Here is a 25,665-nt window from a genome sequence, read left to right on the forward strand (position 1 = left end):
CTGCATTATGCTCGGGCGCGATGGACATCCGCGTGCTCGGCCCCGTCGAGGTCCGCCAAGGCGGTGCTGACCTCGCGATCGAAGGCGCGCAGCAGCAGTGCGTGCTCGGGCTGCTCGCGGTCCACCTCGGCGCGTACGTCCCCGTCGACCGGCTGATCGAGGCGCTGTGGGAGGACGACCCGCCCAAGACCGCGAAGACGATCGTCCAGCTCAAGGTGTCGCAGTTGCGCAAGACCCTGGGCGACCGCATCGCCACCACGACCGCCGGCTACGCGCTCGCCGTGCCCGCCGACGACATCGACCTGGGCCGCTTCCGCGGCCTGGTCGCCGAGGGCAGGGCCGCAGGACGGCCCGACAAGGCCGTGGTCGTCTGGGAGCGGGCGCTCGGCCTGTGGCGTGGACAGCCGCTCCAGGGCCTCGGCGCGACCTGGGTCGAGCAGCGCGTACGCGTGCCGCTGCTGCGCGAGCGCTGGGACCTGGTCGAGGAGCACGCCGCCGCCCTGATCGAGCTCGGCCGCCACCGCGAGGTGCCCGCGCTGCTGCAGGAACTGAGGAACGAGGAACCGCTCAGGGAGACGCCGCACGCGCTGGCCATGACCGCGCTGTGGCACGACGGCCGAACGGCCGAGGCGCTGGAGCTCTTCCACGCCGTGCAGCGGCTGCTGGCGGGCGAACTCGGCGTCGATCCTGGGCCGCGCCTGCGTGACCTGCACCAGCGCATCGTCGAGGGTCACCGCCCGGTGGTGCCACGCCAGCTCCCCAGAGACGTCGCCGGCTTCGTGGGCAGGCGGGCGGAGGCCGAACACGTACGGCGGCTGCTGTGCGACGGCCGCGTCGCCGTCGTCACCGGAGCGGCCGGCATCGGCAAGTCGGCGCTGGCCGTGCACGTCGGCCACCAGATCGCCGACGACTTCCCCGACGGCCAGCTCTACGTCGACCTCGGCGGCTACGGCCAAGGCGCCCCCCTGCCACCAGAGCGGGTGCTGCCGCGCCTGCTCGGCGCGCTCGGCGTGCCCGCGCCCGGCGGCGCCGCGGAACAGCTCGACGTCTACCGCTCGACGCTGGCCACCAGACGCGTGCTCCTCGTGCTCGACAACGCCGCCGGCGCCGAGCAGGTACGCCCGCTGCTGCCCGGCGGCTCGTCCTGCGCCGTGATCGTCACCAGCCGCGACGCGCTGCGCGGCCTGGCGCTGCAGGGCGCCCAGAGCGTACGGCTGGCCACGCTCACCCCGCAGGAGTCCCGCGACCTGCTCACCGACCTGGTGGGCCCCGATCTGGTCGAGGCCGACCCCGTGGCCGTCGCCGAGCTGGCCGCCCTGTGCGGGCACCTGCCGCTGGCCCTGGCCATCGCCGGCGCGAACCTCATCGGCCGGGCCGACCTGCGCGAGTACATCAAGGAGCTGCACGCCGACCGCCTGAGCACGCTGGCCGTCGAAGGCGACGCGCAGGCCACGGTGGCCGCCGCGTTCGCCGGCTCGTACGCCGCGCTCGCGCCGGACGCCCAGCTGCTGTTCCGCCGCCTCGGGCTGGTTCCCGGCTGCGACTTCACCGCCGCCTCGGCCGCCAGGCTCGCGGGCACCGACCCGGCCACGGCCAAACGGCTGCTGTCCAGACTCGCCTCGGCGCACCTGGTCGAGGAGCACGTGCCGGGCCGCTACCGGCTGCACGACCTGGTCTGCCTCTACGCCCGCGAACACTGCACGGTGGGCGACGACGACCCCGCCGGGCTGCACGCCTACTATCTGCACACCGCGCGGGCCGCGGCCCCGCTGCTGGCGCCCTCCATCGACCTGCTGCCGCTCTCGGCCGACGACGCGCCCTACGACGGCGAGGAGTTCGCCGGCGTGGAGGCTGCGGAGTCCTGGCTCCAGGCAGAGCAGCACAACCTGCTGGCCGTGATCGACCACGCCCGCGACCGCATGCTCTGGCGGCTGGTCGAGACGCTGCGCGCCTTCATGTACGCCGGCTACCAGCCCGAAGCGATCATCACCCTGGCCCGCCGCGCCCTGGCCGCCGCCGAACGCGCGGGCGACCGCGCCGGCCAGGCGAGCATGCACCACACGCTGGCCAACGCCAAGTTCGTGCTCAACGAGCCGCGCTCGGCCATCCACCACAGCGAGATCGCCTCCGACCTCTACACCGAGGTCGGCTGGCACACCGGCACGCTGCTGACCCTGACCAACCTCGTCGTGCTCAGCGCCAGCCTCGGAGACTTCCAGGAGAGCGTGGCCAACCACGAGCGCGTCATCAAGATGTGGGAGGCGTTCGAGCCCTCCGCGAAACTGGCCGCCACGCTGGAGAACTACGCCATCAAGCTCGTGTGGGCGGGCCGCGCGGAAGAGGCGCTGCGGCGGCAGCTCCGCGCGATCCGGATCAGGGAGGCGCTCGGCGAGCCGCCGGTGTGGAAGGCCAGGGCCTACTCCATCATCGGCGACATCCAGTTGGCCCTGGGCGATCTCGGGGCCGCCGTGGACGCCTTCGAGGAGGGGATGACGCTGGCGAAGGGCGGCCAGCTCGCCGGCACGCTGTCCAGCGCGGCCATGGCGCACCACATGGGAGGCGACGGCGCCCGCGCCGCCGAGCTGGCGGCGCGGGCCATCCAGGTGGCCCGCGCCCGAGGGCTGGGCAGCGAATACGACGAGGCCCGCAGCACGCTCGCCCGCGTGGACGACTCCCTCCCCTTCGACGAACGCGTCGGCATGCTGCACGACGTGCTGGCCTCCTACCAGGACCGGACCTACCCCTACCTCGACGTCCGCGCCCGCGTCTGGCTGGCCGAGGTGCTCCTCGACGGCGGCCGGTGGGACGAGGCCGCCGCCGCGGCGGAGCAGGCGTTCGACTCGGCCGTGCGGTACGGGCTGCGCAGGCTCGAAGGCCAGGCGCTCACCGTGCAGGCCAAGCTGCACCTGCGTAAGGGCTCTCCTGACGCAGGACGCGAGTACGCGGAGAAAGCCGCCGAGGTGCACCGCGAGTTCGGGCACCGGCTCGACGAGGCCGCCGCGCTGGCCGTGCTCGATCAGACGTGATGCGCCAATAACGACTCGAACGTGGTGCGCAGCTCCCGCCCCGGGTCCACGCCGAGCTGGTCGGCCAGCAGGCGGCGGGTGCGTTCATACAGTTCGAGCGCCTCCGCCTGCCGTCCGAGCCGGTAGAAGACCGTCATGAGCAGCGACACCAGCCGCTCCTGATGCGGATTGGCCGTCAAGGTCGCCCGCAACGGCGCGACCACACGTTCAGGCTGCCCGAGCCTGAGCCGCCTGCGCGCCAGCTCCTCGACGGCGGCCAGCCGCGCCTCCTCCAGCTCGACCGCCGCCACCTCCAGCGTCTTGCCGCCGCTCGCCTCGCCCAGCGCCGGGCCGCTCCACAACCCGAGCGCCTCGTCCAGCAGGTCCGCGCCGGACTCGTCGTCCCGCGCGGCGGCCTCGGCGAGCAGCCCCCGAAAACGCAGCGCGTCGACCCGCCCAGGGTCGGTACGCAGCACGTAGCCGGAAGAGTCGGTCTCCACCCGCACGCCGGGCAGCGTGCGACGCAACCGATAAACATGTCCCTGCACGGTCATCCGCGCACTGTCCGGGGGGTCGCCTTCCCACACGGCGTCGATCAGCCGCTCCACCGGCACCGGACGGTTCAGGTCCAGCAGCAGCGCGGCCAGTACATAACGACGCTTACGCGGCCCGAGATCCAGGCGGCGTCCCCCAACACAGGCGTCAATGGACCCGAGCAGGCGAAACTCAACGTGATCCATTCATCACAGGATTGCAGCAATCGCTAAAAGGTGGCTAAACAGCCTGGCACGCCAACAGAACGCCAACGGTCTCTGCCACCGTCGTCACTTCACTCACTCACGACCTTCGCCAATACAGGAAGAGAAGAAAGTTGATCACGAAGAAGGCCGCGATCGCCGTCATGGCGGGCTCGCTCCTCGCAGGGCCGGTCGCCACCATCGCCATGACGCAGCCGAGCAACGCCGCCGTCGCCGCCACGGCCGCCGCCGCCAAGGACCGGCTCCGCCCCGGCGACTGGCTGCTGCCCGGACAGTCGCTGACCTCAGGGGGAGGCCGTTTCAAGCTCGTCCAGCAGGCCGAGGGCAACCTGGTCTTCTACGACGGCACCAAGGCGCTGTGGACCTCGCCCACCTCGGGCAAGCCCGGCGCCAAGGCGACCATGCAGAAGGAGGGCAACCTCGTCATCTACGGCGTCGACAACAAGCCGCTGTGGTCGACGCCGACGGCCGGCAACCCCGGCGCGTACCTGCTGCTGCCGGAGGCCAGCGGCAACCTGGTCATCTACTCCAGCACCAACAAGCCGCTGTGGTCCTCGCAGGCCTACATCGGCAAGCTGCCCTCCGGGCACGTGCTCCGTCCCGGCCAGGTCGTGCAGTCGGACAACGGCCGCTACAAGCTGATCCAGCAGGACGAGGGCAACGCGGTCCTGTACGACGGCCAGCGCCCGCTGTTCACCACCCCGACGGCGGGACACCCGGGCGCCCGCTCGATCATGCAGGCCGAGGGTAACTGGGTCGTCGTCGACAGGAACGACAAGGCCCTGTGGACGACCAAGACCGCGGGCAACCCCGGCGCCTGGCTGGCTGTCAGCAACGACGGCCGGGTCATCATCTACTCCAGCGCCAACAAGCCGCTCTGGACCAGCCGCTAGTTCAGCCGCCTCCGGGGCCTAGCGGTATCACTCCCACCCCTCTCCAAAGACAGCCTCGCGCCGAAGTGCGGAGGGGGGTGGCCTTCCAGCGCGTTCTCCGCATCGGTGAACGCGCTGTTCGTCATGGCCGGGCGCCACGGCGTCTGGAGGCCAGCAACCAGGCTGTCGTCACGGCCGCTGCGGCGGCGGCCAGGCTCACCGCGCGCGTCAGGCGTACCGCGCGGCGGATGTCCTTGACGTCGGGTTTGGGGCCGTTGCCCATGGTCGGGCGGTGTTCGGTGCGACCGCTGTAGACGTTCGTGCCGCCCAGCGTGACCCCGAGCGCACCGGCGAACGCGGCCTCGCAGCGGCCGGCGTTCGGGCTGGGGTGGCGGTGGCCGTCCCGTCTGAACATGGCCAGCGCGTTCTTCTGGTCGGGCCCGGTCAGCACGGTGAGCAGGCCGGTCAGGCGCGCGGGCACGTAGTTCGCCACGTCGTCGAGCTTGGCCGCCGCCCACCCGAACCGCTCGTACCGAGGGGAGCGGTGGCCGATCATGGCGTCCAGCGTGTTGATCGCCCGGTACGCCAGCAGCCCCGGCACCCCCGCCACCGCACCCCAGAACAGCGGGGCCACGACGGCGTCGGAGGTGTTCTCGGCCAGCGACTCGACCGTCGCCCTGGCCAGTTCGGGCGCCTCCAACTGGCGGGGGTCGCGCCCGCACAGATGCGGCAGCCGTGCGCGAGCCCGTGACAGGTCGTCGCGTTCGAGGGCGTCGGCCATGCAGGCGCCTTCGCGGGCGAGCGTCGTGCCGCCGAGCACGGCCCAGGTCGCCACGGCCGTGGCGATCGTACGACCGCCTTTCGGCAGGCGCTGGGCCAGCACGCCGAGCCCGGCGGCCCCGCCGACGCAGACGGCCACCAGAACGACCCCGTTGGCCTTCCTGTCCTCGTACACAACCTTTTCCAGCTTTGTGGCGGCCCGCCCGAACACCGCGACCGGATGGGCGGCACTGCGCGGATCAGCAAAAAGGTGATCGAGGGCTACACCGAGGGCGAGACCGACCGGGTCATACCAAATGGGCATAAAGCTCATCTTCGTGGACATCCAGCCATGCCGCAGCCCGCCGGATGCGCTGCCCGGCCCCGCCCGCCCACATCTTCGCCCAGTTGCCGCCGGTCGCGGCGCGGGTGCGCATGGCGCCGTACGAACGGTGAAAACGTGTCCTGGCCAGGTCGAGCAGGCGGCGGCGATCGCGGGGATGAACGCCATAGGCGTCGCAGAACAGACGCAGTCGCGCTCCGACGTCAAGATTGCGCAGCAGCGGCGGCCGGTCGACGGGATCGGCGATGGGCGCCCAGTGGCGGAGGGTGGTGACGATGTCGAACAGCCGGGTCGTGGGCCGGGCAAGATCGAAGTCGATCAGCGCAACGGGCTGCCCTTCCCGAAACACCACGTTCTCCGGCGTTAAATCACAATGCCCGATGATTTCTGGCGATTTGTCATCATTTGACCCGCCTTCCCACCCCTCCAACGTGAGCGGAAACCCGGCCGTCGCATCGTGATACTCCCGCACCAGCACGGCCAACCCGGCCAGCGCCTCCTCGCTCACACTCTCCAGCCGCAACCCGGTGCTCCCGGGAACGTAGGTGAGAATCTCCCGCCCCAGCCCATCCATCCCCACAACCCTCGGCGCCCCGGCGAACCCGGCGGCCTCCAGATGTCGGAGCAGGGCATGCACGGCGGGCGTCGATGAACTGGCCGGTCTGCGCACGGTGTCCCCAACGCGCACCACCCCGTCAGTCACGTCCCCGCCCTGCAGGGGAATCTCATGCAGGAGCGTCGCGACCATGCCAAGACAGCTTAGACCCAACTGATCGCCCCCGCCTGGCCTTTTGCTCGTTCCTGTGTCGCACCACCCCCAACCCGGTCGCCACCTGTCACACCCCACCGTCGGTCAGAAGCCCCCATCGGAACCTGGACGGGGCCACCGAAGATGGGACTAAAGGTGCCAGCGAGACTACTGTGGGCACGCCCGCCACGCCGTCTGAGCCTTTTCCCCGGCTTTCTCCCTTTCCTCCCACCTCCGATATGCTTCGAAGACCCCGCACCACTGACACCCGCGGCCTTGGGGGCCCTGCTCAGGCGGGGTGTGATCAGGTCGACAGGCTGACACATGGAAAACCTGTGCGTGACAAGTCGCCGGATCATGCACAATAAGGCGGGAGCGCCCTTAGCTCAGCTGGATAGAGCACCGGACTTCTAATCCGACGGTCGCAGGTTCGAATCCTGCAGGGCGCGCTTTGATCATGCTCTGACCTGCGATGATGCGGGATCGGATGCGTTCTAGAATTTTCGTCTAGCGTTCGCGTGCTCCATGCGTGCTCGCGCGCACCAACCCCGCACACACCATGATCTATTCGCCGCCTCCGACTACTGCGGCAAGAACAGCGGCCCCGCCTCGCCGCGAGCAGGCGGCGAGTGCGGGGCCGGATGCTTTATCCGACTGTCAGCTTCTCAGCGAGATGAGTTTCCCGGGTTCGGCCTGGTCCCCTTCGCCTCCGAAGAGCAGGGCGGCGGTCTTCTCGGCTGCGGCCGTGGCCACTTGTGGGTAGACGGAGGTGTAGGTGTCGGCGGTGAAGGCGCTGGAGGTGTGGCCCAGCGTTTCCTGGACCACCTTCATCTCCACTCCGGCCGCCAGCATGAGCGAGGCGGCGCCATGGCGCAGGTCGTGGAGCCTGATGGGTGGCAGGCCGGCGAGGTAGGCGAGCCAGAGGAATTGGTCGGAGACGTGCTGTGGATGCAGGCGGTTGCCGTCGGGCTGGGTGAAGACGAATCCGCTGTCGGTCCACGCTTCGCCCATGGCCAGCCGTTCCTGCAGTTGCTGCTGCCGGTGGGCACGTAGGACTTGGGCGGTGTCGGTGTCCAGGGCGATGGTGCGTACGGAGGCGTCGGTTTTCGGTGTGCCTTCGTGGACCTGCCAGGCCAGTTGCACGAGTTGCCAGTTCACGGTGAGGCTGTGGCCGTCGAGGTCGACCTCTTTCCAGCGCAGCCCGCATGCCTCGCCTCGGCGTAGCCCGCGCAGCGCGATCAACTGATACCGGGCGAAGAGGCGATGCCGTCGTGCTTCTTCGAGGAACAGGCGGGTGTGTGCCGGTGTCCACACCATGACGGGGGAGGAGCGGGGCACGCTGGTATAGGCGTCGATCGGGTCGACCCGCCGCCCACCTCGACGCTGCTTCTCCGCCTCCCGGTAGCTGCGGTAGTCCTCCTGCCAGGAACGGACCCGGGCGTCGGTCCACACCAGCGGTCTGGGCCGGGTCTTGGCGGACATCTCCAGGACGGCGGCGGGGTTGAAGTCGATCAGCCGGTCCTGGCGCATTGCCATGTTGAGCGCGTGGCGGAGGGTGGCGCGGATGTTGTGCATGGTGGTGACGCTGATCGGCCGGCGATACTTGACACTTGCCCGCACGACTGGGTCGGGGTCGGTGCGGCGTTCGGTGATGGTGTCGTTGAACTCCTCGATCTGCTCGAACATCAACGCGATGTCACTCACTTTGAGCTGCTCCAACCGCAGCCGCCCCAGATAGGGGGTCAGGTAGAGGCGGATGTGGCCCTCGTAGGAGCGGCGGGTGGTCTCCTTGGCCTTGTCAAGCAGTCGACCATGAGCAATGATCGCCTTTGCAAAGATGGTCTAGGCGCCGGAATATCTGTCGTGCTTTGGGTGCCGGAAACTCGGCCGTTGGGACTGGCCTCAGGGTTTGGCGTTTCAGCGCTGGCAGGCATGATCGCCCCCATGACTGCGGTTCCTGGTAGAGGAGTTCGGCGCTGGTGCATCCTCGGCCCAGCGCCTGCGCAGGTAGGCGTCGTAGGTTTCCAGGCTCTTGGACCTCGGCCGCCTGCAGCCGTACCCGCTCCCGCCGCTCCTGCTCCGCGGGCGTATGCCAGGCCCCTCGTGCATAACGCATGCACGGTCGTACCGCAGGGAGCGTTGTCCGTCACGACTTCAGGACTCTTTGTATTCAACCTGTGTCAAGTGACCAGCTCCATTTTTCAGGTGGGGAACACCGATTGATCGCTGGATTCGAACCAGTCCGCAACGCCTTCCCCCGGATTCCACGCCTTAGCAAGGAAAGGCGACTTCAATATGGTTGAAAGAATTCTGGTATTGGCGCTGCGAATGGCATCGGCTTGGTCCTCCAGAACGCTACGCCGGGAAAGGTCCAGCAACCAGAGCGGTCTGAGCTGCGCGCCACGAAACGCCTTGGCTTCGGTGGACTCGATGCCCGCGTGCACCCAGCTCACGCCTGCTTCGATGGCTTGCTTGATCGGAAGATAGAACACGACGTTGAAGTATTCGGCGGCGTTGCGAAGCCGTGGATAGTCGAATCCGGCCGAGCGTATGAAGAGGGTGTCGCCATGGATGTAGTAGAGGGCGTAGCCGACCGGCGCTTCGTGCGGGGGAGCGCAAATGATCACGCGACCGGCCGTCCCCAGATGTTTCACCTGCCCGGTCAGCAGCCGGACGTAGGAGGCGGCGTGATTGTGGTGTCCGTACTTGGCCTCCGTGCTCGCCAGCAGTCGGGCGGCGGAATCGATCCACGCGCTGAGCGGAGCGTCCGTGATCTCGTAGCCCGCCTCGGCGAAACGCCGCACCTCTCTCCTGACCATCTCTCTGCGACGCTTGCCCAGGGAGCTCAGCCACGCCTCCCAGCCTCCGCCGGGGATGTGCAGCCATGCGTCGGCGTTGAGCAGCAGGGGGAGGGCGTGCACCCCGCTCTCCTTCAACGCGGCCGTGTCGTGGCTGTTCAGGAACATCGCCATCACGGTGAGGTCGACGTCCTCAAGCACGCCACGCACTCCCGCTGCCGCGTCTGCCGGCTTGGCGCCCGGCGTGGACAGGAGATGCGTCTGGTATCCACGTTGCGGCCCCACCAGCAACCCGCTGGGAGGTGGCCCGGGAAGGCCCTCCTTGCCGAGGATCGCGCGCCAGTCGTAGAACGTGTTGGCGATGCCCTCGACCCTGGAGACCGGCAGCGCCGAGGCGCCGCCCCCGGGAAGCGCTGCGGAGACCGCCCCTGAGGGCGCCCCGGACATGTCGGCGCAGAAGTGCAGCCAATGGCGTGAGGAATAGAAGACATTGCTGGTCATGGAGTCCCAAGCGTCAGAACTCATGCCGCCTAAAGGGTCAGAAAATATAGGATCCATTGGGAATTCTGGACGCGGGACGTAAATCTATTTGTTCATTCTCTATTAGCCTGATCAGCTAGCCCATGAGAGGGTGACACGGTGCGCGGGGGCGTGTCAAGAGTGCCGTATGGAACGCCACTTCAGCGACCATTTCATGGTTTTCCGATAGGGTAACACTTTGGCATCTCGCTAATGTGCTCACGATGCCGATGCGGACGGTTTGATTTCCTGGGAGAATTGGCGCAAGAGGGCTTGACACGGCAAGTTGCCTCATGAAGCATGCGATAGCGATCTGCGTATAGTTCGTCCCACTCGTCACATGCTCGCCCTTACGCTGGGGAAAGGCAATCCGATGATCGTCGGTGGCTTGAAGTTGACTCACAGTGGAGGTCTCGCCCTAGTCGAGGATGGTCGGCTGATCTTCAATCTCGAAGTACAGAAGCAGGACAATAGTCCGCGCTATAGTCCGGTATCCGACCTGGAAGTCATCCCGCGGATGCTCGCCGAATTCGGCTACGAGGTTTCCGACGTCGATCACTGGGCGATCGATGGGTGGGACGGTCCGACGAACCACGTCCTGACCCTTCTCGACCACAGCAACCCGATCAATGTCACGGTAGCCCCCTATCGGGAGACCGACACCGTCCCCTCTCTGGTCGAGCCCGGTTACGTGGGGCAGATACCCCTTGGCGGGCAGACGGTGACCTACAGCAGCTTCGTTCATATGTCCAGCCACTTCGGTGCCGCCTACTGCTCCAGCCCTTTCGCGAGGGACAACGAAGAATCCTTCGTGATGGTATGGGACGGTGGCTGCTTCCCCCGCCTCTACTACGTCACCCGAGAAGGGCAAGTGGAGAACGGCGGAGAGGTCTTCCCGCTGATTGGCCACTCCTACGCGATGGCGGCGCAGCACTTCGGACCATGGCGGAGGGCGAGCGGCGACCAGTCGAAGGTGGTCGACGACCTTTCGGTGGCCGGCAAGATGATGGCTTACATAGCGATGGGCACGCCCAAGGACGAGATCCAGGAGATCATCCGCGGCACGTTCCTCCGTCATTTCGAGGCCGACACCCCGTCGGTGGCTGACTATCGTCGGCAGGTCATCGGCTGTGGCAGTAACGGCGAGCCGTCTCACCGTTACGTCCACGCCTACCTGACGGAGATTCGTGACCAGGTTGAACGGATCGGCGCCTCGGAAGACGATGTGCTCGCCAGCATGCACCAGTTCGTCGAAGAATTCCTCGTCGAACGCCTTACCGCGAAGATCCGGGCGTGGAAGGGAGAGGGGCCGTGGAACCTCGCCTTCGCCGGTGGCTGCGCTCTTAACATCAAGTGGAACAGCGCGCTGCGGGCACATCCCATGTTCAAGTGCGTATGGGTCCCCCCGTTCCCCGATGATTCCGGCTCCGCCATTGGAACCGCCTGTACGCAGTTCGCGCACGTGAAGGGATTGTCCGGCATCGAGTGGGAGGCCCGCCTGGGGCCTGAGCTCCGGCGTAGTCCGCATGTGCCGGTGGGCTGGAGCGCCTCCCCATGCCGCCCGGAGGAACTGGCTCGCATCCTGCATCAGACCGGAAAGCCCGCCGTCCTCTTGCGGGGCCGGGCCGAACTCGGCCCCCGGGCTCTGGGCGGGCGCAGCATCATCGCTCCCGCAGTGGACCCGGCGATGAAAGACCTCCTCAACCGGGCCAAGAAGCGCGAGCCTTATCGGCCGGTGGCGCCCATCTGCCTCGTCGAGCATGCCCCGGAGATCTTCGACCCGGGCACGCCTGACCCGTACATGCTCTTCGACCATCTGGTTCGCCCGGAGTGGGTGGACCGCGTACCCGCCATCATGCACCTTGACGGCACCGCGAGGCTTCAGACGGTCAGCCGCGCGGACGACCCGGTGCTCGCCACCATTCTGCGCGAGTACCACAAATGGAGCGGCATCCCGGTGTTGTGCAACACCAGCGCCAACTTCAACGGCTACGGATTCTTCCCCGACGCGGCCTCGGCCATGGAGTGGGGACAGATCGATCTGGTGTGGAGCGAAGGAGTGCTCTATCGGAAGATCGGCGGCCCGCAAGATTGATCGCTCGTTCGGTGACGTTCCGTACCCTGTGGTTCGGTGAGATCGGCGCGCGTTTCGGTTACCAGATCACCGTCTTTCTTCTGCCCTTGGCGGTCGCGACCGTGCTGCGCGGCAGCGCCGGCGAGGTCGGACTGGTATCCGCGGCGCAGACCATTCCCGTGCTGGCTTTCTCTCTGCTGGCAGGGGTTTGGGTAGGCCGGTTCCCCGAGCGTGGGCTGCTGATCGTCACGAACCTTCTCCGTGGCGCTGCCTTCGGAGCGGTTGGAATTCTGTACGCGGCGCAGGGCCTCACGGTGTGGGCCCTGCTCGCCGTGGCGGCGGCGATCGGCCTGGTAAGTCTCCTGTACGACGTCGGATATCAGGTGACGATTCCCCGCCGGTTACCCGCCGAGAGTCTGGTTTCGGCGAACGGATTCATCCAGGCCACCACGTCGGTCGCCCAGATGGCCGGTCCTGCGCTGGCGGGTTTCCTGGTGCAGTCACTGCCCTTCCCCTGGGTGGTGGGTGTGACCTCAGGGCTGTTCGTGCTCTCCGCGCTGGTGTTCGGTCTGCTCCGGCCCGCCGCCGAGGAGGCCGGGCTCGCTCAGCGGCCGTCCGTACGGGCAGGCCTCGCCTTCGTCTGGAAATGCCGTCCCATCCGGGACCTTTGCCTGCAGTCCAGTCTCTTCAACCTGCATGAGCAGGCATTTCTCACCATCTTCCTCTTCCACGGCCTGCACACGCTCGGACTCTCGGCGGGGACGCTGGGTGCGGTCATCGGGCTGGGAAGCGTCGGCGCCCTTGTCGGCTCGCTGTTGGCCGGCCCGGCCGGACGCGGCCTGCATCTCGGGTGGATACTGAGGGTTTCCATCTTCGTGGCCGCCGCGGCGCTTCTGGTGGTGCCCGCGGCGGGTGGTTCGCTGCCGCTGATATGCCTGGCCTTCGGGGTCAACGGCGCCGCGCTCGCGCTCTACAACGTCTTCGCGATCAGTCTCCGGCAGGCTCTCCCTCCGGAGCGGCATCTCGGTCCCGTCACCGCCGCCTATCGAATGGCGACGGTAGGGATGATGCCGCTTGGCTCTCTGCTCGGCGGAACTCTCGCGGATCTGGCCGGGACCTCCACCTCATTGTGGTTGACCACGGTGTCACTCACCGCGTCTTCGCTCGTGTTGTTCACCTCGCCCCTTCGGCTGGCACGGACGACGGTCGACGCCAAAAACTCAATCGAAGGAGAATTACATGCGGAAAGCGCCACGCGTGATGGTGATTTCTCTGCAGAAGACCGGCACGCACATGATGCAGGGGCTCATGGGGCACCTGGGGTACAAGATGGCGGGCGTCCCCCGTCCTGAGCCCTCGAATGTTCCCCACTTCGACATCGAGCAGCGGAAAAAGACCGCCAGTCTGGTCTACTCGGAGTCTGATTACAAGGAACTGCTCGATCTGGAAGGTACCGAGGAGTTCTTCCGCCGTACCGACGAGGCATGGTCGGCACTGCTCTGGCACTGGCAGCGCCGCCTCGGTCAGCAGGTGGTCAACCGGTACGGTCAGGCACGGCACGACCACACGGACCAGGTGATCACCAACGATCACATCTCCTACGCCAAATTCGCCGACACGCCTCCGGGCCTGTGCTGGATCTTCCACGAGCTGGACCTTGCGCGCGTGGACGGGAATTTTCTCGGCGAGTGGATCGAGACCGGCAACCCGCCGCTCATCTTCAACTATCGAGACCCCCGCGACGTCGTCATTTCTTTGATCAACTTCATTGAGGGCCGCACTCGGCAGGGATATGGGAACTTCTATGAATACGATCTCTTCAACGCCATCCTGAAGACCAAGCCGACCTGGGAAGAGAAGATCGACTACGTCCTTCGGGAGCCGTCGTTCATCGCCCGAACGGAATTCGAGAGGGCGACCTGGCTTCTCAACCACCCGAACGTCTGCAAGCTCAGGTACGAAGACCTGGTCGGCCCGAACGGCGGAGGTTCACGGGAGGGGCAGCTCGACGCGGTCACGCGACTGCTGCGGCACATCGGTGATGACCGCGATCCTGAGCAGGTCCTGGACCGGATCTACGATCCCGGCTCCTGGAGCTTCTTCCAGGGGAGGATCGGAGCATGGCGGGACAAGTTCACCGATGCCAACCTGGCTCGTTTCAAAGAGGTGCACGGCGACTTGCTGGAGCAGTACGGCTATGAGTGAGTCGTTTCTTTTTCTCGGCGGTTTCCGCGTCCTGTGCCGTAACTGGGGTTACTTGTCCGAGATCCGCCGTCGCGGGCTCAAAGCCCTGTTCATCACCTCGGCCGGTTGGCGAGAGGCCACTACAGCCTGCATGTCCGATCCATCGCATCCCGCCTCAGTGATCGACGAGGCCGCGTTCGTCTCCGGTGCGGTGGAACTGGAGGGCAGCTTCACCGCCGGCGTCGTCGCCCAGGCTCTGAAGTGGGCCCGCGAACACGACATCGTCGGCGTGTATGCGGTCGGCGAGATGATGGTCGAGCAGACAGGCATCGTCGCCGACGCGCTCGGCCTGCGCTCACCCGGGCTCCGCGCCAGCCGGGTGTGCCGGAGCAAGTATCTCCAACGGCTCTACTGTCCAGAGTGGAGCCCAACCACCCTGATCTTCCCGCCGGGGAACCGTACCTCTCCCATCGGAGAACATCCCGGATGGCCCGCCGTGCTGAAACCGGCCGGGCGGCGCTCCAGTTCGGGGGTGCGGCGCGTGGGAAGCCAGGCGGAGCTGGACAAATGCCTGCACGGTTACCCGCACGAGGAGACCCTGCTCCTGGAAGGATGCGTGACCGGCCAGGAATACTCGGTGGAGAGCCTGGTCCAGGGCGGCAAGGTCATCTTTGAATCCGTCACCCGCAAAGAGACCAACGAATCCTCTTCGACGTCCTTTGTCGAGCTGGCGCATACCGTGCCGGCCCCGCCCAGCACGACCAACGACATGCTCCGCGCGGCGAGCGCATCCATTCTGGAGCGGTTGGACTTTGCCGACGGCATAGCGCACGTCGAGCTCAGGGCGACGCCCGAAGGGCGCGTCTACCTCATGGAGATCGCCGCACGCACGCCCGGCGACGGGCTGCTGCCTCTCTACCATCTGGCGACCGGGGCTCCGATGGAGCCGGAGATCATCCGCATCGCCCTCGGAGAACCCGCCACCTATCCCGCTCCCGCCAGATACGCGCGGCAGGTCTACCTCGACCACGATCCCGGCATCCTGCAGGACGTGAAGATCGATTGGCCCGGGGTGAGCGTCGAGTGGACTCCGGAAGGTGAGCTCTGGCCCACTCCGCAACCGGGCGCCCCTGATGACGGCCCCGCGTTGAGGAGCGTGCAAGTGCTGAAGTCGCCGGGCAGCGCGATCCATGGACTCAGCGAGTCCGACGACCGGGCCGTCACCTTCCTCATCGACGCTCGTACACCCGAGGAACTCGACGCGCTGGAGCAACAGGTGCAGGAGGCGATCACGCTCGCCATCACCTGACGCCGATCGTCAAGGCAAGATCGGCGTCCATTCCCGTAGCAGTGCGATGTCGTATGCGTCCACCGCCGTGTACGGGTCGCGGCTCAAGATCGCGCGAAGTTCCGCCTCGTCCGCGACCTCGTAGACGTGCAAGGCGCCCGTATCATCCGCCCACGGCCCCGCAGTGATCAGCTGACCCTTTTGGAGAAGCGCCTGTAGATGCTCACGATGAGCTGGACGTACCTCCAGGCGCTCCTTCTCATTCTTGAACACCATCTGCAGCACGAATCTTGCCATTGATAGTTGGGGGGCGGTGCTGTAAATGCCCGTTCCCCCTTCCCCCTTTCAGTTCCGTACGTTCGATTTTCCCGTACGCGACGTGCCCGGCCGGCGTCGCAGAATAGCAGCCGGCACGTGGACGGCGCGCGCCCCTGAACCGTTCCCGGGCGGGCTGGACACAGCGACTTAATGTCATCCGAGCAGGTCATCCAGCTTGTCCGACTCCTTCAGACCGCAGACTCGATGGTCCGCTGATCAGCCGCTGCCGGAAGGCGACCAGGGTGTTCTTGGCGACCGGCGGCCGTTCGGTGTTCAGGCAGTCCATAACCAGCCGCCACCCGCCTGGTGGCGCGTGGCGGTCATGGTGGTGTTGGGGAGACCGTCAGCGCACGGGCTGTTGCTACCGGTTAGGCGTCCCAGGTCATAGATACAAGCATGCATCTATCAATGTTAGGGTCGGGGCCATGGCCGAAACAGCGGGGCGCGCGTCTGCCGCGCAGGCGGTGTACGCCGTCACAAAGGAACTGATCCTCAGCGGCGAGTTGGTCGCCGGCAGCCTGATCAGCGAGGGCGAGATCGCCGAACGGGTCCGGGTCAGCCGGACCCCGGTCCGTGAGGCGTTCCTGCGTCTGGAGTCCGAAGAGTTGCTGGCCCTGCATCCCAAGCGCGGCGCCGTGGTCGTGCCCGTGCCCGCGGGCGAGGCCGCGGACGTGCTGGAGCTGCGGCAGGCGCTGGAGCAGGCCGCCGCGGAGCGTATCGCCCGGGACGGCCTGACGGCCAGGTTCGAACGGCACCTGCGCGAGCTGATCGAGCGGCAGCGTGAACTCGCGCAGGCCGGGGACGTCGACGGGTTCGCCGCAGCGGACGAGATGTTCCACCGGGGCATCGTCGAGGCGTCGGGGAACCGTCTCGCCGGCCGCTTCTACGCCACCCTCGGCGACCGGCAGCGGCGGATGAGCATCTCCGCGCTGTCGCCCCGGCCCCAGCGACTGAGCGTGCTGGCCGACGAGCACGAAACACTGCTCGCTCATCTCGTGGCCGGCGTAGCCGCAACGTTCGGGCAGGCCCTGCGCGCGCATCTCGCCGCAACACACGGTTCACCGGCGCCCTCCGGCGACGGCCGCTGATCAAACCGGCGGCAACAGCGCCGCTACCATCCACACGCAAGGAAACGTCATCACCATGCTCGAAACCCAGCGGGTCGTCGAGCCGACTGCCATCGTGGCCCCTTCGGGTGCGTGGCGCCGGGTCGCCGCAGCGATGTTCGTCTGCGGCTGGGGCGGCAACCAGTTCACCCCCCTTCTGCTGATGTACCGCCAGCTCGGTGGCTACTCGACACTCAGCGTGGACGCCTTTCTCGGCACCTACGTCGTCGGCCTGGTGCCCGGTCTGCTGATTGCCGGGCCGGTGTCGGACCGGCGTGGTCGCCGGCCGGTTCTGGTGTTCGGGACCGTGACGTCCGCGCTCGCCAGCCTGGTGCTGTGCTTCGGCGCAGACGGCGCCTGGACGATCTACGCGGGAAGGCTGCTCACGGGTGTCGCGGTCGGCATCGCCATGTCGGTGGGCAGCAGTTGGGTCAAGGAGCTCTCCGGCGACGCGGACAACGGGCTCGCCGCACGCCGGGCCGCGCTCTGCCAGACGGCCGGTTTCGCGCTGGGTGCAGGCGTTGCGGGTGCGCTGGCGCAGTGGGGGCCGTGGCCCATGGTGACTCCGTACGTTGTGCACATCCTCATCACCGTCGTCGTCCCGGCGCTGCTGCTGCGGGTGCCGGAGACGCGGGCGCCCGATCCGTCGGCGACGGCCGCCTCGAGCCGAGGACTCCTGCGATCCCTGGCGGACGACTTGCGCGTGCCCGCGCCCGCGCGCCGGCGGTTCCGGCTGGTGGTGCTGCCGATGGCGCCGTGGGTGTTCGGCGCGGCGGGGCTGGCGTACGCGGTGATGCCGGAACTGGTCGCATCACGGCTGGGCAACTGGGGGCTCGCCTACGCGACCGCCTTGACAGTGCTGACCCTGGGAACCGGCGCGGCCGTGCAACCGGTGGCCAAGCGGCTGCATCAGGCGGCGGGTCGCGGCCAGGGGCGCGCCTCCGTGGTGGCGATGACCGTGATGCTGCTCGGCACCGCGCTGTGCGCGGTGAACGCCGTACTGCGTTCACCGCTGCTGGCCGTGGCGGCTGCGATCGTCCTGGGTGCGGCCTATGGGATCGCGGTCGTCTCCGGGCTGATGGAGATACAGCAGATGGCGGGCGAGGACGATCTGGCCGGCCTGACGGGCATCTACTACGTGCTCGCCTACTCGGGGTTCCTCCTGCCCACCGTGCTGTCCACGCTGTCGCACTGGCTCTCGTACCCGGTGATGCTGTCGGCAGTGGCCCTGGCGGCCCTGGGCTGCCTCGCCCTGATCGCACACGGCACGAGCTCCGCAGCGTCCGCCGAGCGGCCTTCGATCGGCTGTAACGCATGAGCCGATCTTGAGCCGATCACTTGCCTCGGCCGGACGTCTGCTTCGATGCTCCGTCCGCGTCGAGAAGGATGGGTCTGAGCTGACGAATGAACTCGGCGGCGTCCTTCTGAGGGTCTCTGTTCGAAGGCGTTTCGTCCAGCGACACACTGAGCATACGACTGCCGTTTCGAGCCCATGCCCAGCCGCCGGTCTGGTATTTCACTCCGAACTCCACGATGGTGAAGGTGAATCCGGGGCCAGCGTCGGCAGGCAGGTCGACTCCGTCTCTGGCTGCTTTGGTTCCCTCTATCTCGCTCAGTGAGAGCACAGACGGATCATCGATCTCAATTTTGAGGCGATAAGAGCTGCTGGTGGGGGGATTGGGGTAGACGGAACAGGACTCGAGGCGCTTGCCATCGTTGGACATGTACTTTTTGACGGTGAAGTCGCTGAGGCCGGTGGCACGTTCGATGGACTGTCTCGAGATCATGTCGCACTCCTTGGGCGCGGCGGTGACATCGCCAAGCGGCCGCGTGTCGGGAGCGGGCGACGGGGGCGGTGATGGAGAGGCCGAGCAGGCGGTCAGCATGCCTGCCGCAAGAAGTAATGCCGTGGTTGGCAACAGGCTTCTCATGCTGAAGGAGGTTTCACTCATGGGCCTTTGTCATCGGTCAAGAGTTCCGATCTATCGCGGAATCTGCGCCGTAAAAGACGCGTTTCGTCGCTCTGTTCAGATAGAGCCACTCATTGTAAGCCTTCATTTCTGTTGCGGTCATCTCATCCTTTGATTTGATCTCGCCGTTTACCAGGAAGTCACCATTGGAGCCTTTCGGGTACTGCTTGGAAGCGTGTGGATGAGTGGGTGCGGGTACCGATCCATCACCGAAAAGGCCGTTCCGCATCATGGCTGCCGCGGTGGCATCGCGGAACATGATTTTGGCGTCCTCCATCGCGTTCCCGGCCGCTACTCTTGCCTTGTCTTCTGAGTTGGGCGTGAACTTCCCGTAGATGTGATCCTTTGCTTGGCTCACGAGCAGGCCGACGAACTTGCCCTGCGGCCCCGGAGCCAGATCGATGATCTTTGTCGCCATGTTCTTCCACGCCGCGTATCGCTCGTCGTTCTTCTTGGCTTCCTCGATCTTGGCGATGTTCGCGGCATCCGTGATCGCGTACGTCGTCTCGCTGAGGTCGTTCACGGCGCCCTGGAACTCAAAAGCTCCGCCGCCGCCTCCCATCTTCTTCTCGAGGATGTCCTGCCGCTTCTCGTCGATCTGTTTCTTGGTCGCTTCGGGATGCGACTTGTGCCATGCCGCGAACTCGGCTCTGACCTCCGCGGCCAGCCCGGATGCCGTCTCGTCCAGGACCTTCACCGAGTACTGCCCGTGGGCCGCCGCCACGGTCATGAACGCATCATTGTCCTTGAACGCCCACGTCATGGCCTTCTTGAGCTCGTCCTTGTTGAAGACGGCGCCATAGGGCTGCAGGCCGGACAGGGACTTGTCTGGATCGTTGGCGGCGTCCACGCCTATTTCCATGGTCGGCGGCGCCTGGTAGGCCCGGTGAACATCACTGATGTAGTTGGCGTGGATGGAAGCGGCCCAGATGCGGGTGTTCGGCAGGTTCTGCTGCACCTTCTCCTCGGCCCAGTAATGGCTGGCCCATGAGGCGATGAGTGCGGCCTTGTATCCGCTCGACTGCTCCCGGGGCATGCCGTGGTCCCGGAACTTCGTTGACGCCTCGTAGAGGGCCGCGCCGAGCAGGGTGTCGCTCTCCGGTCCCCACCGCCGCTCGCGCATCAGGTACGCCAGCGGCCTCCGCTTGGGGTCGGTGAAGAAATCCTGGCCCACCTTCGGATGATGGATCAGAGCACTCAGCACGGTGCTCATGGGGCTCACGTCGGGGGCGTGCTGAATCTTGTCCTGGCCGGGAGGCGGGAACTCCGGCTCTCTTGCGCGTGCCTGGGGGTGAGCCACGTCGTAGTCGTAGACCCGCTTTACCACATCGAGCATGAACGCGTGGTCGAACTTCCCCTTGTCGAGGAGCTTGCCGATGGCGAAGGCGCTCTGCGGGTCTCCCAGGTCCTTGAGCAGTTCATCGGCGTATTTATTGGGCAGCTTCCCGGCCCGGGAGGCGGTACCCAGGATGGTGCTGAACAGGTTGGCGACCTTTTTCTCTGTGTTCAGGTCCTTCTCATCCGGGCGGCCAGTGGGAGGAAGATCTGTTCTGAACATGCGGGAGATCAATCGCTTGAGCTCATCAGGCGGGATCTCCTTGGCGAACGCGGCCGCGAAGAGAGGATCGTTCTTGTGCTTCTCCAGTTCAGCGACCGTCTGGGCGTCGAAGGTCCCGGATTTGGCCTGCTCCCGGACTTTCGCTGCCACTGCCTGGGCAGCGGCAGCGCCTTCCGTGGTGCTGGACTGCCAATCCGCCCCATCCGCCCAGATGATGCCGTCGCGGCCGAACTCCCCGTCGGGGGTGGCGAGGATCAGATCCAGGCGACCTTGAAGGTCCGGTGGCTTCGCGCTCATTTGGTCGGCGACCCTGCGCAGCGCGGGCGAGGTCCAGAGCTCGACGCCAAGACGGCCGAGCGCGCTTTCGACCTGGCGGCTCGATTCCCGGAACTCAGGGCCCGTGCGCTTGAGCATGGCTATGACCTTGGTCATGAGTTCAGGATTGATACCCACGCGAGGACTCATGGAGACACCTCGGACGCGGGGAGGCTGTGGAGAACGTCCAGGGCCGCCCGGAAGTAGTTCTTGGTGTCACGCTCCCATTGGCGCATATCGGCGGAGAGTTTGTCTCCCTCCGGCCCTTTCAGCGCGCCACCCTCGGCGAGGCGGATGAGCTCGCGTAAATCCGCCTCGCACTGATCGGAAAGACGCTCGATCTGCCGGCGAGCGGTCTCTACCTCATCTTTCGTCGGCATGAAGGCCTGACCCGGGAAAGACGACTGGACGCTTGAATGGTAACCACGGATGGCACATCTGGGACGAGTTCGACCAAGTGGATATCGCTCGAACCTGGAAGCGCTGGCCGTACGTACAACCTGGGAAGTGGCTACGGCATGGGCAGACCGCGGATGGTGCGCCTGGTGCGTGACGCGGTTTGAGCTGGTGGGCAAGACTTTCGGCGGGTGCAGGTTCGATCCGCACCCATAACTCTCGTTAGCGTCCACGGGGGTGGTGTACGGGTTTGAATCCGTTCGTCACCTTAATGCCCGTGAGGGAAGATCGATGTGACATGAGGGCGGCCACTCCGCGATCCTTCACAGCTGTCGAAGGCACAAGAAGGAGAACGAGAAGTGGCCGCTATGGACATTCTGCCTGCTGAGGGTGAGGGTTCGACGAGACGCTGGCGCAGGCATCGCCCGATGTGCTGCGCGAGATGGTCGTGCGGATGGCGCAGATGATGATGGACGCCGAGGTTGAGCAGCGCTGCGGCGCCGGCTAGGGCGAGGTATCGGACCAGCGTGTCAACTCGCGTAACGGCTACCGGCGGCGGGAGTGGGACACCCGCGCGGACACGGTCGAACTTGCCATCCCCAAGCTGCGGCAGGGGTCGTACTGCCCGGACTGGCTGCTGGAGCGGCAGCGGCGCGCCGAACGGGCGCTGGCGTCGGTGGTGGCGACCTCGTACCTGCTGGGCGTCTCGTCACGTCAGCGGATGTGTCAGGAGTGCGCACAGCGTCAACGTGTTCGCCGTCGAAGACGAAGCCCCACCGGTGCTCTGGGATGAGTGGGTCGGGGCAGTCCGCTGCGGTGTCCCTCTACCCTACGGTGACGTTCGGCGCTCGCTTCAGCATCTCCTCGATCGCGAGGTAACGGGCCATTTCCGCACCGTTCAGGGCTCTGTATGAGCCAACTGGATATCCCCGCCCGTCGCCACACCTGCCGCTCACTGGCCGCAATAGACGCCGCCCTTGTCTTCGCCGTGCGCCGGGTGTCTGTGTCGGCACGCGCTTTTGTGGTTGGTAAGGGCGGTGACCAGGTTGAAGGCAGCAACGGCCAGTGGGATGAGGTCAACCAGAAGCTCCATCGTGGTTCCTCCGAGATATGCGTCGGTTGCTCTCCAAGGTCAGCGCAGGGAACGAGGGTCCGGCATCGGATGCGGAGCACGCCGGAGACACCACCGCGCAGCGTGAACCGAGCGTGCAGGCTGGACGGGTGCTGGGGCCGCACCGACGATAGGGGTTGGAACCGGTCCGATGCCGTCCGAGTCAGTCGCCGAAGGCCTCCGCGGCTGGATGGGGATGTCAGGACGGGGAGGAGCGTCACTGGTGCACGTTGAGATGCCCGACCCCAGCCAGGTGCACACCGTTCCCGAGCTGATATCCGCGTTACGTGCCTTACGGGCGGGCCGCTCGTACGCGGAACTCGGCAAAGCAGCCAACCCCGGCGACCGGCCGAAGGAAGGGCTACCGAGTTCGACGCTGTCGGACCTGCTCAACAAGGGCAGGGCCAGCCGGGAGACGCTGGAGGTGTTCCTGCGTGCCTGCGCGGTTCCCCGCGAGCAGTGGAGGGCGTGGCAAGAGGCGCGGGAACGCGCGCTAACCGCCGATGCTTCCGGCACTGCCGGCCTGATCCGGGTGGCACAGGCCGACCCGCGGCGGCTGGGTGTGCATGCCGCGATCGACGCTCCGGGCGCGACCGGCGACCTTCCCGCTTACATCCTTCGCGACACCGATACCGCCCCACGCGGAGTCCGGGATCTGCTGGCCAAGGCTGCCCGCCGAGGCGGAATGGTGGTGCTGGTCGGCGAGTCATCAGTGGGTAAGTCCCGATGTGCGTATGAGGCGATCGGGGCGGTGCTGCCGCACTGGTGGTTGCTCCATCCCGCTGATTCCGGGCAGGTCCGTCAGGTCGCCGAGCAGGTGACCGGACGCTTGGTCGTGTGGCTTGACGAGCTGCAACGGTACTTGGGCGGCTCGGCCGGTCTGAGCGCCGCCACCGTCCGCGTTCTGCTGCAGGCAGGCGCGGTGCTGATCGCGACTGTATGGCCCGAGCGTTATACCGCATACACGGCGATGCCGGGCCCAGGGCAGCCGGATCTGTACGCCGCTGAACGCGAGCTACTCGATCTGGCCGACGTGGTTCATCTGCGAGGCTCCTTCAGCCCCGCGGAGAGCGAGCGCGCCGAAGCTGTGGCGGCCTCTGGGGATCAGCGGATCGCATTGGCCCTGCGATCCGGAGATTACGGGCTCACCCAGATCATCGCCGCGGCTCCACAACTGGTGGATCGATGGCGCGGAGCGGACCCCTACGCCGCCGCCGTGCTGAACGCCGCCATCGACGCCACTCGCCTTGGCGCCGTGTCCCCGCTCAGCCCGGACCTGCTGCGTGCTGCGGCACCCGGGTATTGCGACGTCCGCCAGCGCGCCGCCGCCCCACCTGATTGGTTCGAGACCGCCCTCGCGTACGCCTCCGGCACCTTGAACGGCGCCGCGGCCGCCCTAGCACCGGTCGCCGGCTCCACCATCATGGGACAGATCACCGGCTACCAGGTCGCCGACTACCTCCAGCAACATGCCGGGCAGCAACGCCACCTGGCGGAGGTGCCACGTACCTGCTGGGAGGCACTGGTCGACCATCTCACCGACCCCGGCGACCAGACCCGCGTCGCCCACGCCGCACAACATCGCCTCTTGTACCAGCATGCTCGAGCTCTGTACCGCCACGCCATCCGCTCTGGTAATAGGCAGGCGACCGGGCTCTTGGCTACTCTCATGGTCGGACAGGGCCGAACAGATGACGCGCTGGCGCTGTGGCGCGCCCAGGCCGGTGCAGGTGAGGGCTCCGCGAGAACGATGCTGGCCGGCCTTCTCGACGAACAGAACCGAGCAGGACGGGAGCTCGCACGCAGGCAGGCCGATGCAGGCACCGGCGGCAGAGTAGCCGCCGTACGGATGGCCGGTCTACTGGTCGCACAGGGACGCCCGCAGGACGCGCCCGCACTATGGCGAGCCTGGGCCGATGCCGGCCACCTCGCCGCCGCCCGGTCACCTGAGCGGCTCGATACCGAAGTGACCGCCGATGATCTGGCCGAAATGCTGATGACGGCGCTGGACATCAAAAGTCCTCACACACGTCGGCACAGCGAACGCATCTCCCGGCTGGCCGCCATGATCGGCGACGAAATGGGAATGCGCCCTGACGCATTGGAGGCCGTACGTCTGGCTGGGCTGTTTCACGACATCGGCAAGCTCGCCGTCCCCGGCACTGTCCTTAACAAAGGCGGAGCTCTCACCCAGGAGGAATACGCGCTGATCCAATCGCATACGAGCTGCGGCGTGAGCATCGTTGCGGGACTGGTGGAACTCTTCGACGACCTCCTGGAACCAGCCGCTCGAATCGTCCTCACCGACGCCTCCCTGGAGGGAATTCTTCACCACCACGAACGGTTCGACGGCCGCGGCTATCCCAGGGGCTTGGCGGGCAGGGAGATTCCGGAGAGCGCCCGAGTCATCGCCGTGGCCGACGTGTTCGACGCCGTCGCCACTGGGCGTGCTTACCGGTCGGCGAGGAGCATCGAAGCGGCTCTCGAGGTCATGAGTCAGGAAGCGGGAGCGTCCTTCGATCCTCAGATGGTGGCGGCGTTTCTGTCCATCGCTGACAGCCGATGCGACCAGCTTGAATTGCTCTTCAGTCCCAAACCTGTCCGCAACGACCGTAAGAAGCCGATGTGAGCGTTGTTCCGTGGTGGACGTGCCGTAAGAACGTCCTTGGCACTCCCTCGCCTGATCGCCTCGATCGGGTTGACGCCGCAAAGGGCAGCGAAGGCAGCTTCGCTGCCGTGCCGGTTGGGGTTGTCGCCAGCGGTGATGAGCAGCGCAGCGGCGGTGTCCGGCCCGACCCGTGCCGCTGGAGCAGCTTCGGCGCACGTTCGGTAATGATCGCGACCAGCGCGCTCGTGAGCGCGGCTCTCCTCGGTCAGCGCCAGGATGCGGCGGGCGAGCATGCGCAGCGCCGTGTGGGCCGCGTCATCGATGGTGAGATGCTCGGCCTCCGGCAGGTCTGCGCAGGTACGGACGAGCGTGATCGGTCCGAGGCCGACGAGGGTGTCACGCAAGGCCGGGTCAGCTCGTACCAGGACGGCCCGCAGCTGGTTGATGGCCTGCGTGCGGGCCTTGATCGCCGAGTCTCGGGCGACCTTGATCATGCGGATCATCTCCACGGCGCCGTTCCCGGTCTTGGCGATGGCGGTGGCCTCCTGCGACAGCACGGCTCGGGCGGCGTTCTCGGCGTCGACGGTGTCGCTCTTGCCTCGCCACCGCCGACGGGCCCGATCGGGCCGGTTGACCTCCGGGCCCTCCACGTGGTGACGGCGTAGGTAGCGGTTGAGTGCGGTGCTGTGGAACTGGTTCCCTCGACTCCAGCCCGCCGCAGGTGGCCGTGTCCGCGTGTCCGCTCCAGCAGCGCGGCATATCCGTCGGCGGTGGCCGGGAACGCCTGGGCGCCCAGGAGCACCCCCAGGACGGTGGTCACCGGCCGGGCCAGGGCGACAGGGCCGCGCCCAGGGAGGTGGTGTTTGAGAAGGCCACCCGCAATCCGGTGGACTATTAGGAGGCAATCGCCTCAATATTCACTTTAGCATCGTTTG

The 25,665-nt window shown here is 66.7% G+C and carries 21 protein-coding genes, 1 tRNA gene and 1 pseudogene; 12 read left to right on the forward strand and 11 right to left on the reverse strand.

The window, feature by feature from the left end; genetic code table 11:
* The first annotated feature begins 20 nt into the window (after positions 1-20).
* Positions 21-3,026, forward strand: coding sequence for an AfsR/SARP family transcriptional regulator (locus ACFOY2_RS13295; protein ID WP_379528277.1), 3,006 nt, complete (start codon positions 21-23; stop codon positions 3,024-3,026).
* Here ACFOY2_RS13295 and ACFOY2_RS13300 read toward each other — a convergent pair.
* The gene (locus ACFOY2_RS13300) at positions 3,017-3,745 is read right to left on the reverse strand and encodes an AfsR/SARP family transcriptional regulator (protein WP_379528278.1); all 729 of its coding nucleotides are present in this window, start codon (positions 3,743-3,745) and stop codon (positions 3,017-3,019) included. The two genes, ACFOY2_RS13295 and ACFOY2_RS13300, sit on opposite strands and share 10 nt — an antisense overlap.
* A gap of 131 nt (positions 3,746-3,876) precedes the next feature.
* Here ACFOY2_RS13300 and ACFOY2_RS13305 point away from each other — a divergent pair, with 131 nt between their 5' ends.
* On the forward strand, positions 3,877-4,656 hold the full coding sequence (locus ACFOY2_RS13305; RefSeq protein ID WP_379528279.1) for a hypothetical protein: 780 nt from the start codon (positions 3,877-3,879) through the stop codon (positions 4,654-4,656).
* A gap of 121 nt (positions 4,657-4,777) precedes the next feature.
* Here ACFOY2_RS13305 and ACFOY2_RS13310 read toward each other — a convergent pair whose 3' ends face one another.
* Both ACFOY2_RS13310 and ACFOY2_RS13315 read right to left on the reverse strand, forming a co-directional pair.
* Positions 4,778-5,719 carry a cobalamin biosynthesis protein gene (locus tag ACFOY2_RS13310; RefSeq protein ID WP_379528280.1) on the reverse strand — a complete coding sequence of 314 codons (942 nt, stop codon included), beginning with the start codon at positions 5,717-5,719 and terminating at the stop codon, positions 4,778-4,780.
* Positions 5,703-6,485 carry a phosphotransferase gene (locus ACFOY2_RS13315; protein ID WP_379528281.1) on the reverse strand — a complete coding sequence of 261 codons (783 nt, stop codon included), beginning with the start codon at positions 6,483-6,485 and terminating at the stop codon, positions 5,703-5,705. The genes ACFOY2_RS13310 and ACFOY2_RS13315 overlap by 17 nt, the downstream gene beginning before the upstream one ends.
* Before the next feature lie 375 nt (positions 6,486-6,860).
* Between ACFOY2_RS13315 and ACFOY2_RS13320 the strand changes: the two genes are divergently transcribed.
* A tRNA-Arg gene (locus ACFOY2_RS13320) sits at positions 6,861-6,934 on the forward strand.
* A gap of 208 nt (positions 6,935-7,142) precedes the next feature.
* Here ACFOY2_RS13320 and ACFOY2_RS13325 read toward each other — a convergent pair.
* Positions 7,143-8,189, reverse strand: coding sequence for a site-specific integrase (locus ACFOY2_RS13325; RefSeq protein ID WP_379528282.1), 1,047 nt, complete (start codon positions 8,187-8,189; stop codon positions 7,143-7,145).
* 497 nt (positions 8,190-8,686) lie between these two features.
* Positions 8,687-9,784, reverse strand: a complete 1,098-nt coding sequence (locus ACFOY2_RS13330) for a GNAT family N-acetyltransferase (protein ID WP_379528283.1) — start codon at positions 9,782-9,784, stop codon at positions 8,687-8,689.
* A 358-nt stretch (positions 9,785-10,142) separates the two neighbouring features.
* Here ACFOY2_RS13330 and ACFOY2_RS13335 point away from each other — a divergent pair, with 358 nt between their 5' ends.
* The 4 genes from ACFOY2_RS13335 to ACFOY2_RS13350 are packed head-to-tail and all read left to right on the forward strand — an operon-like array spanning position 10,143 to position 15,369.
* The gene (locus tag ACFOY2_RS13335) at positions 10,143-11,897 is read left to right on the forward strand and encodes a carbamoyltransferase N-terminal domain-containing protein (RefSeq protein WP_379528284.1); all 1,755 of its coding nucleotides are present in this window, start codon (positions 10,143-10,145) and stop codon (positions 11,895-11,897) included.
* A gap of 11 nt (positions 11,898-11,908) precedes the next feature.
* Positions 11,909-13,228, forward strand: a complete 1,320-nt coding sequence (locus ACFOY2_RS13340) for an MFS transporter (protein ID WP_379528285.1) — start codon at positions 11,909-11,911, stop codon at positions 13,226-13,228.
* Positions 13,206-14,081 carry a hypothetical protein gene (locus tag ACFOY2_RS13345; protein WP_379528286.1) on the forward strand — a complete coding sequence of 292 codons (876 nt, stop codon included), beginning with the start codon at positions 13,206-13,208 and terminating at the stop codon, positions 14,079-14,081. Before ACFOY2_RS13340 ends, ACFOY2_RS13345 begins: the two co-directional genes overlap by 23 nt.
* Positions 14,082-14,133: 52 nt before the next feature.
* Positions 14,134-15,369, forward strand: a complete 1,236-nt coding sequence (locus ACFOY2_RS13350; RefSeq protein ID WP_379528287.1) for an ATP-grasp domain-containing protein — start codon at positions 14,134-14,136, stop codon at positions 15,367-15,369.
* A 9-nt stretch (positions 15,370-15,378) separates the two neighbouring features.
* On the opposite strand, the gene ACFOY2_RS13355 is transcribed toward ACFOY2_RS13350, so the two are convergent.
* Positions 15,379-15,624 carry a YciI family protein gene (locus tag ACFOY2_RS13355; RefSeq protein WP_379528306.1) on the reverse strand — a complete coding sequence of 82 codons (246 nt, stop codon included), beginning with the start codon at positions 15,622-15,624 and terminating at the stop codon, positions 15,379-15,381.
* A gap of 467 nt (positions 15,625-16,091) precedes the next feature.
* On the opposite strand from ACFOY2_RS13355, the gene ACFOY2_RS13360 reads away from it, so the two are divergent.
* Both ACFOY2_RS13360 and ACFOY2_RS13365 read left to right on the forward strand, forming a co-directional pair.
* On the forward strand, positions 16,092-16,754 hold the full coding sequence (locus ACFOY2_RS13360; RefSeq protein ID WP_379528288.1) for a GntR family transcriptional regulator: 663 nt from the start codon (positions 16,092-16,094) through the stop codon (positions 16,752-16,754).
* Positions 16,755-16,809: 55 nt separating this feature from the next.
* The gene (locus ACFOY2_RS13365) at positions 16,810-18,090 is read left to right on the forward strand and encodes an MFS transporter (protein ID WP_379528289.1); all 1,281 of its coding nucleotides are present in this window, start codon (positions 16,810-16,812) and stop codon (positions 18,088-18,090) included.
* A 16-nt stretch (positions 18,091-18,106) separates the two neighbouring features.
* On the opposite strand, the gene ACFOY2_RS13370 is transcribed toward ACFOY2_RS13365, so the two are convergent.
* The 3 genes from ACFOY2_RS13370 to ACFOY2_RS13380 are packed head-to-tail and all read right to left on the reverse strand — an operon-like array spanning position 18,107 to position 20,995.
* Positions 18,107-18,703, reverse strand: coding sequence for a hypothetical protein (locus tag ACFOY2_RS13370; protein WP_379528290.1), 597 nt, complete (start codon positions 18,701-18,703; stop codon positions 18,107-18,109).
* Between the two features lie 37 nt (positions 18,704-18,740).
* On the reverse strand, positions 18,741-20,732 hold the full coding sequence (locus ACFOY2_RS13375) for a DUF6571 family protein (protein WP_379528291.1): 1,992 nt from the start codon (positions 20,730-20,732) through the stop codon (positions 18,741-18,743).
* A gap of 29 nt (positions 20,733-20,761) precedes the next feature.
* On the reverse strand, positions 20,762-20,995 hold the full coding sequence (locus ACFOY2_RS13380) for a hypothetical protein (RefSeq protein WP_379528292.1): 234 nt from the start codon (positions 20,993-20,995) through the stop codon (positions 20,762-20,764).
* A 384-nt stretch (positions 20,996-21,379) separates the two neighbouring features.
* Between ACFOY2_RS13380 and ACFOY2_RS13385 the strand changes: the two are divergent.
* A pseudogene (locus ACFOY2_RS13385) lies at positions 21,380-21,729 on the forward strand (transposase); the annotation flags it as partial.
* Positions 21,730-21,963: 234 nt separating this feature from the next.
* Here ACFOY2_RS13385 and ACFOY2_RS13390 read toward each other — a convergent pair.
* Positions 21,964-22,104 (reverse strand): hypothetical protein, encoded by a 141-nt coding sequence (locus ACFOY2_RS13390; protein ID WP_379528293.1) that lies wholly within the window; start codon positions 22,102-22,104, stop codon positions 21,964-21,966.
* Between the two features lie 241 nt (positions 22,105-22,345).
* Between ACFOY2_RS13390 and ACFOY2_RS13395 the strand changes: the two genes are divergently transcribed.
* Positions 22,346-24,751, forward strand: coding sequence for an HD-GYP domain-containing protein (locus ACFOY2_RS13395; RefSeq protein ID WP_379528294.1), 2,406 nt, complete (start codon positions 22,346-22,348; stop codon positions 24,749-24,751).
* On the opposite strand, the gene ACFOY2_RS13400 is transcribed toward ACFOY2_RS13395, so the two are convergent.
* Entirely contained in the window at positions 24,646-25,380 is a 735-nt protein-coding gene (locus tag ACFOY2_RS13400; protein WP_379528295.1) for an IS110 family transposase, read from the reverse strand. The genes ACFOY2_RS13395 and ACFOY2_RS13400 overlap by 106 nt on opposite strands.
* A 77-nt stretch (positions 25,381-25,457) precedes the next feature.
* Between ACFOY2_RS13400 and ACFOY2_RS13405 the strand changes: the two genes are divergently transcribed.
* A complete protein-coding gene (locus ACFOY2_RS13405; protein WP_379528296.1) occupies positions 25,458-25,628 on the forward strand; it encodes a hypothetical protein in 171 nt (56 codons plus the stop codon).
* Positions 25,629-25,665: the final 37 nt, after the last annotated feature.

The organism is Nonomuraea purpurea (assembly GCF_042650645.1).
Classification (GTDB): domain Bacteria; phylum Actinomycetota; class Actinomycetes; order Streptosporangiales; family Streptosporangiaceae; genus Nonomuraea; species Nonomuraea purpurea.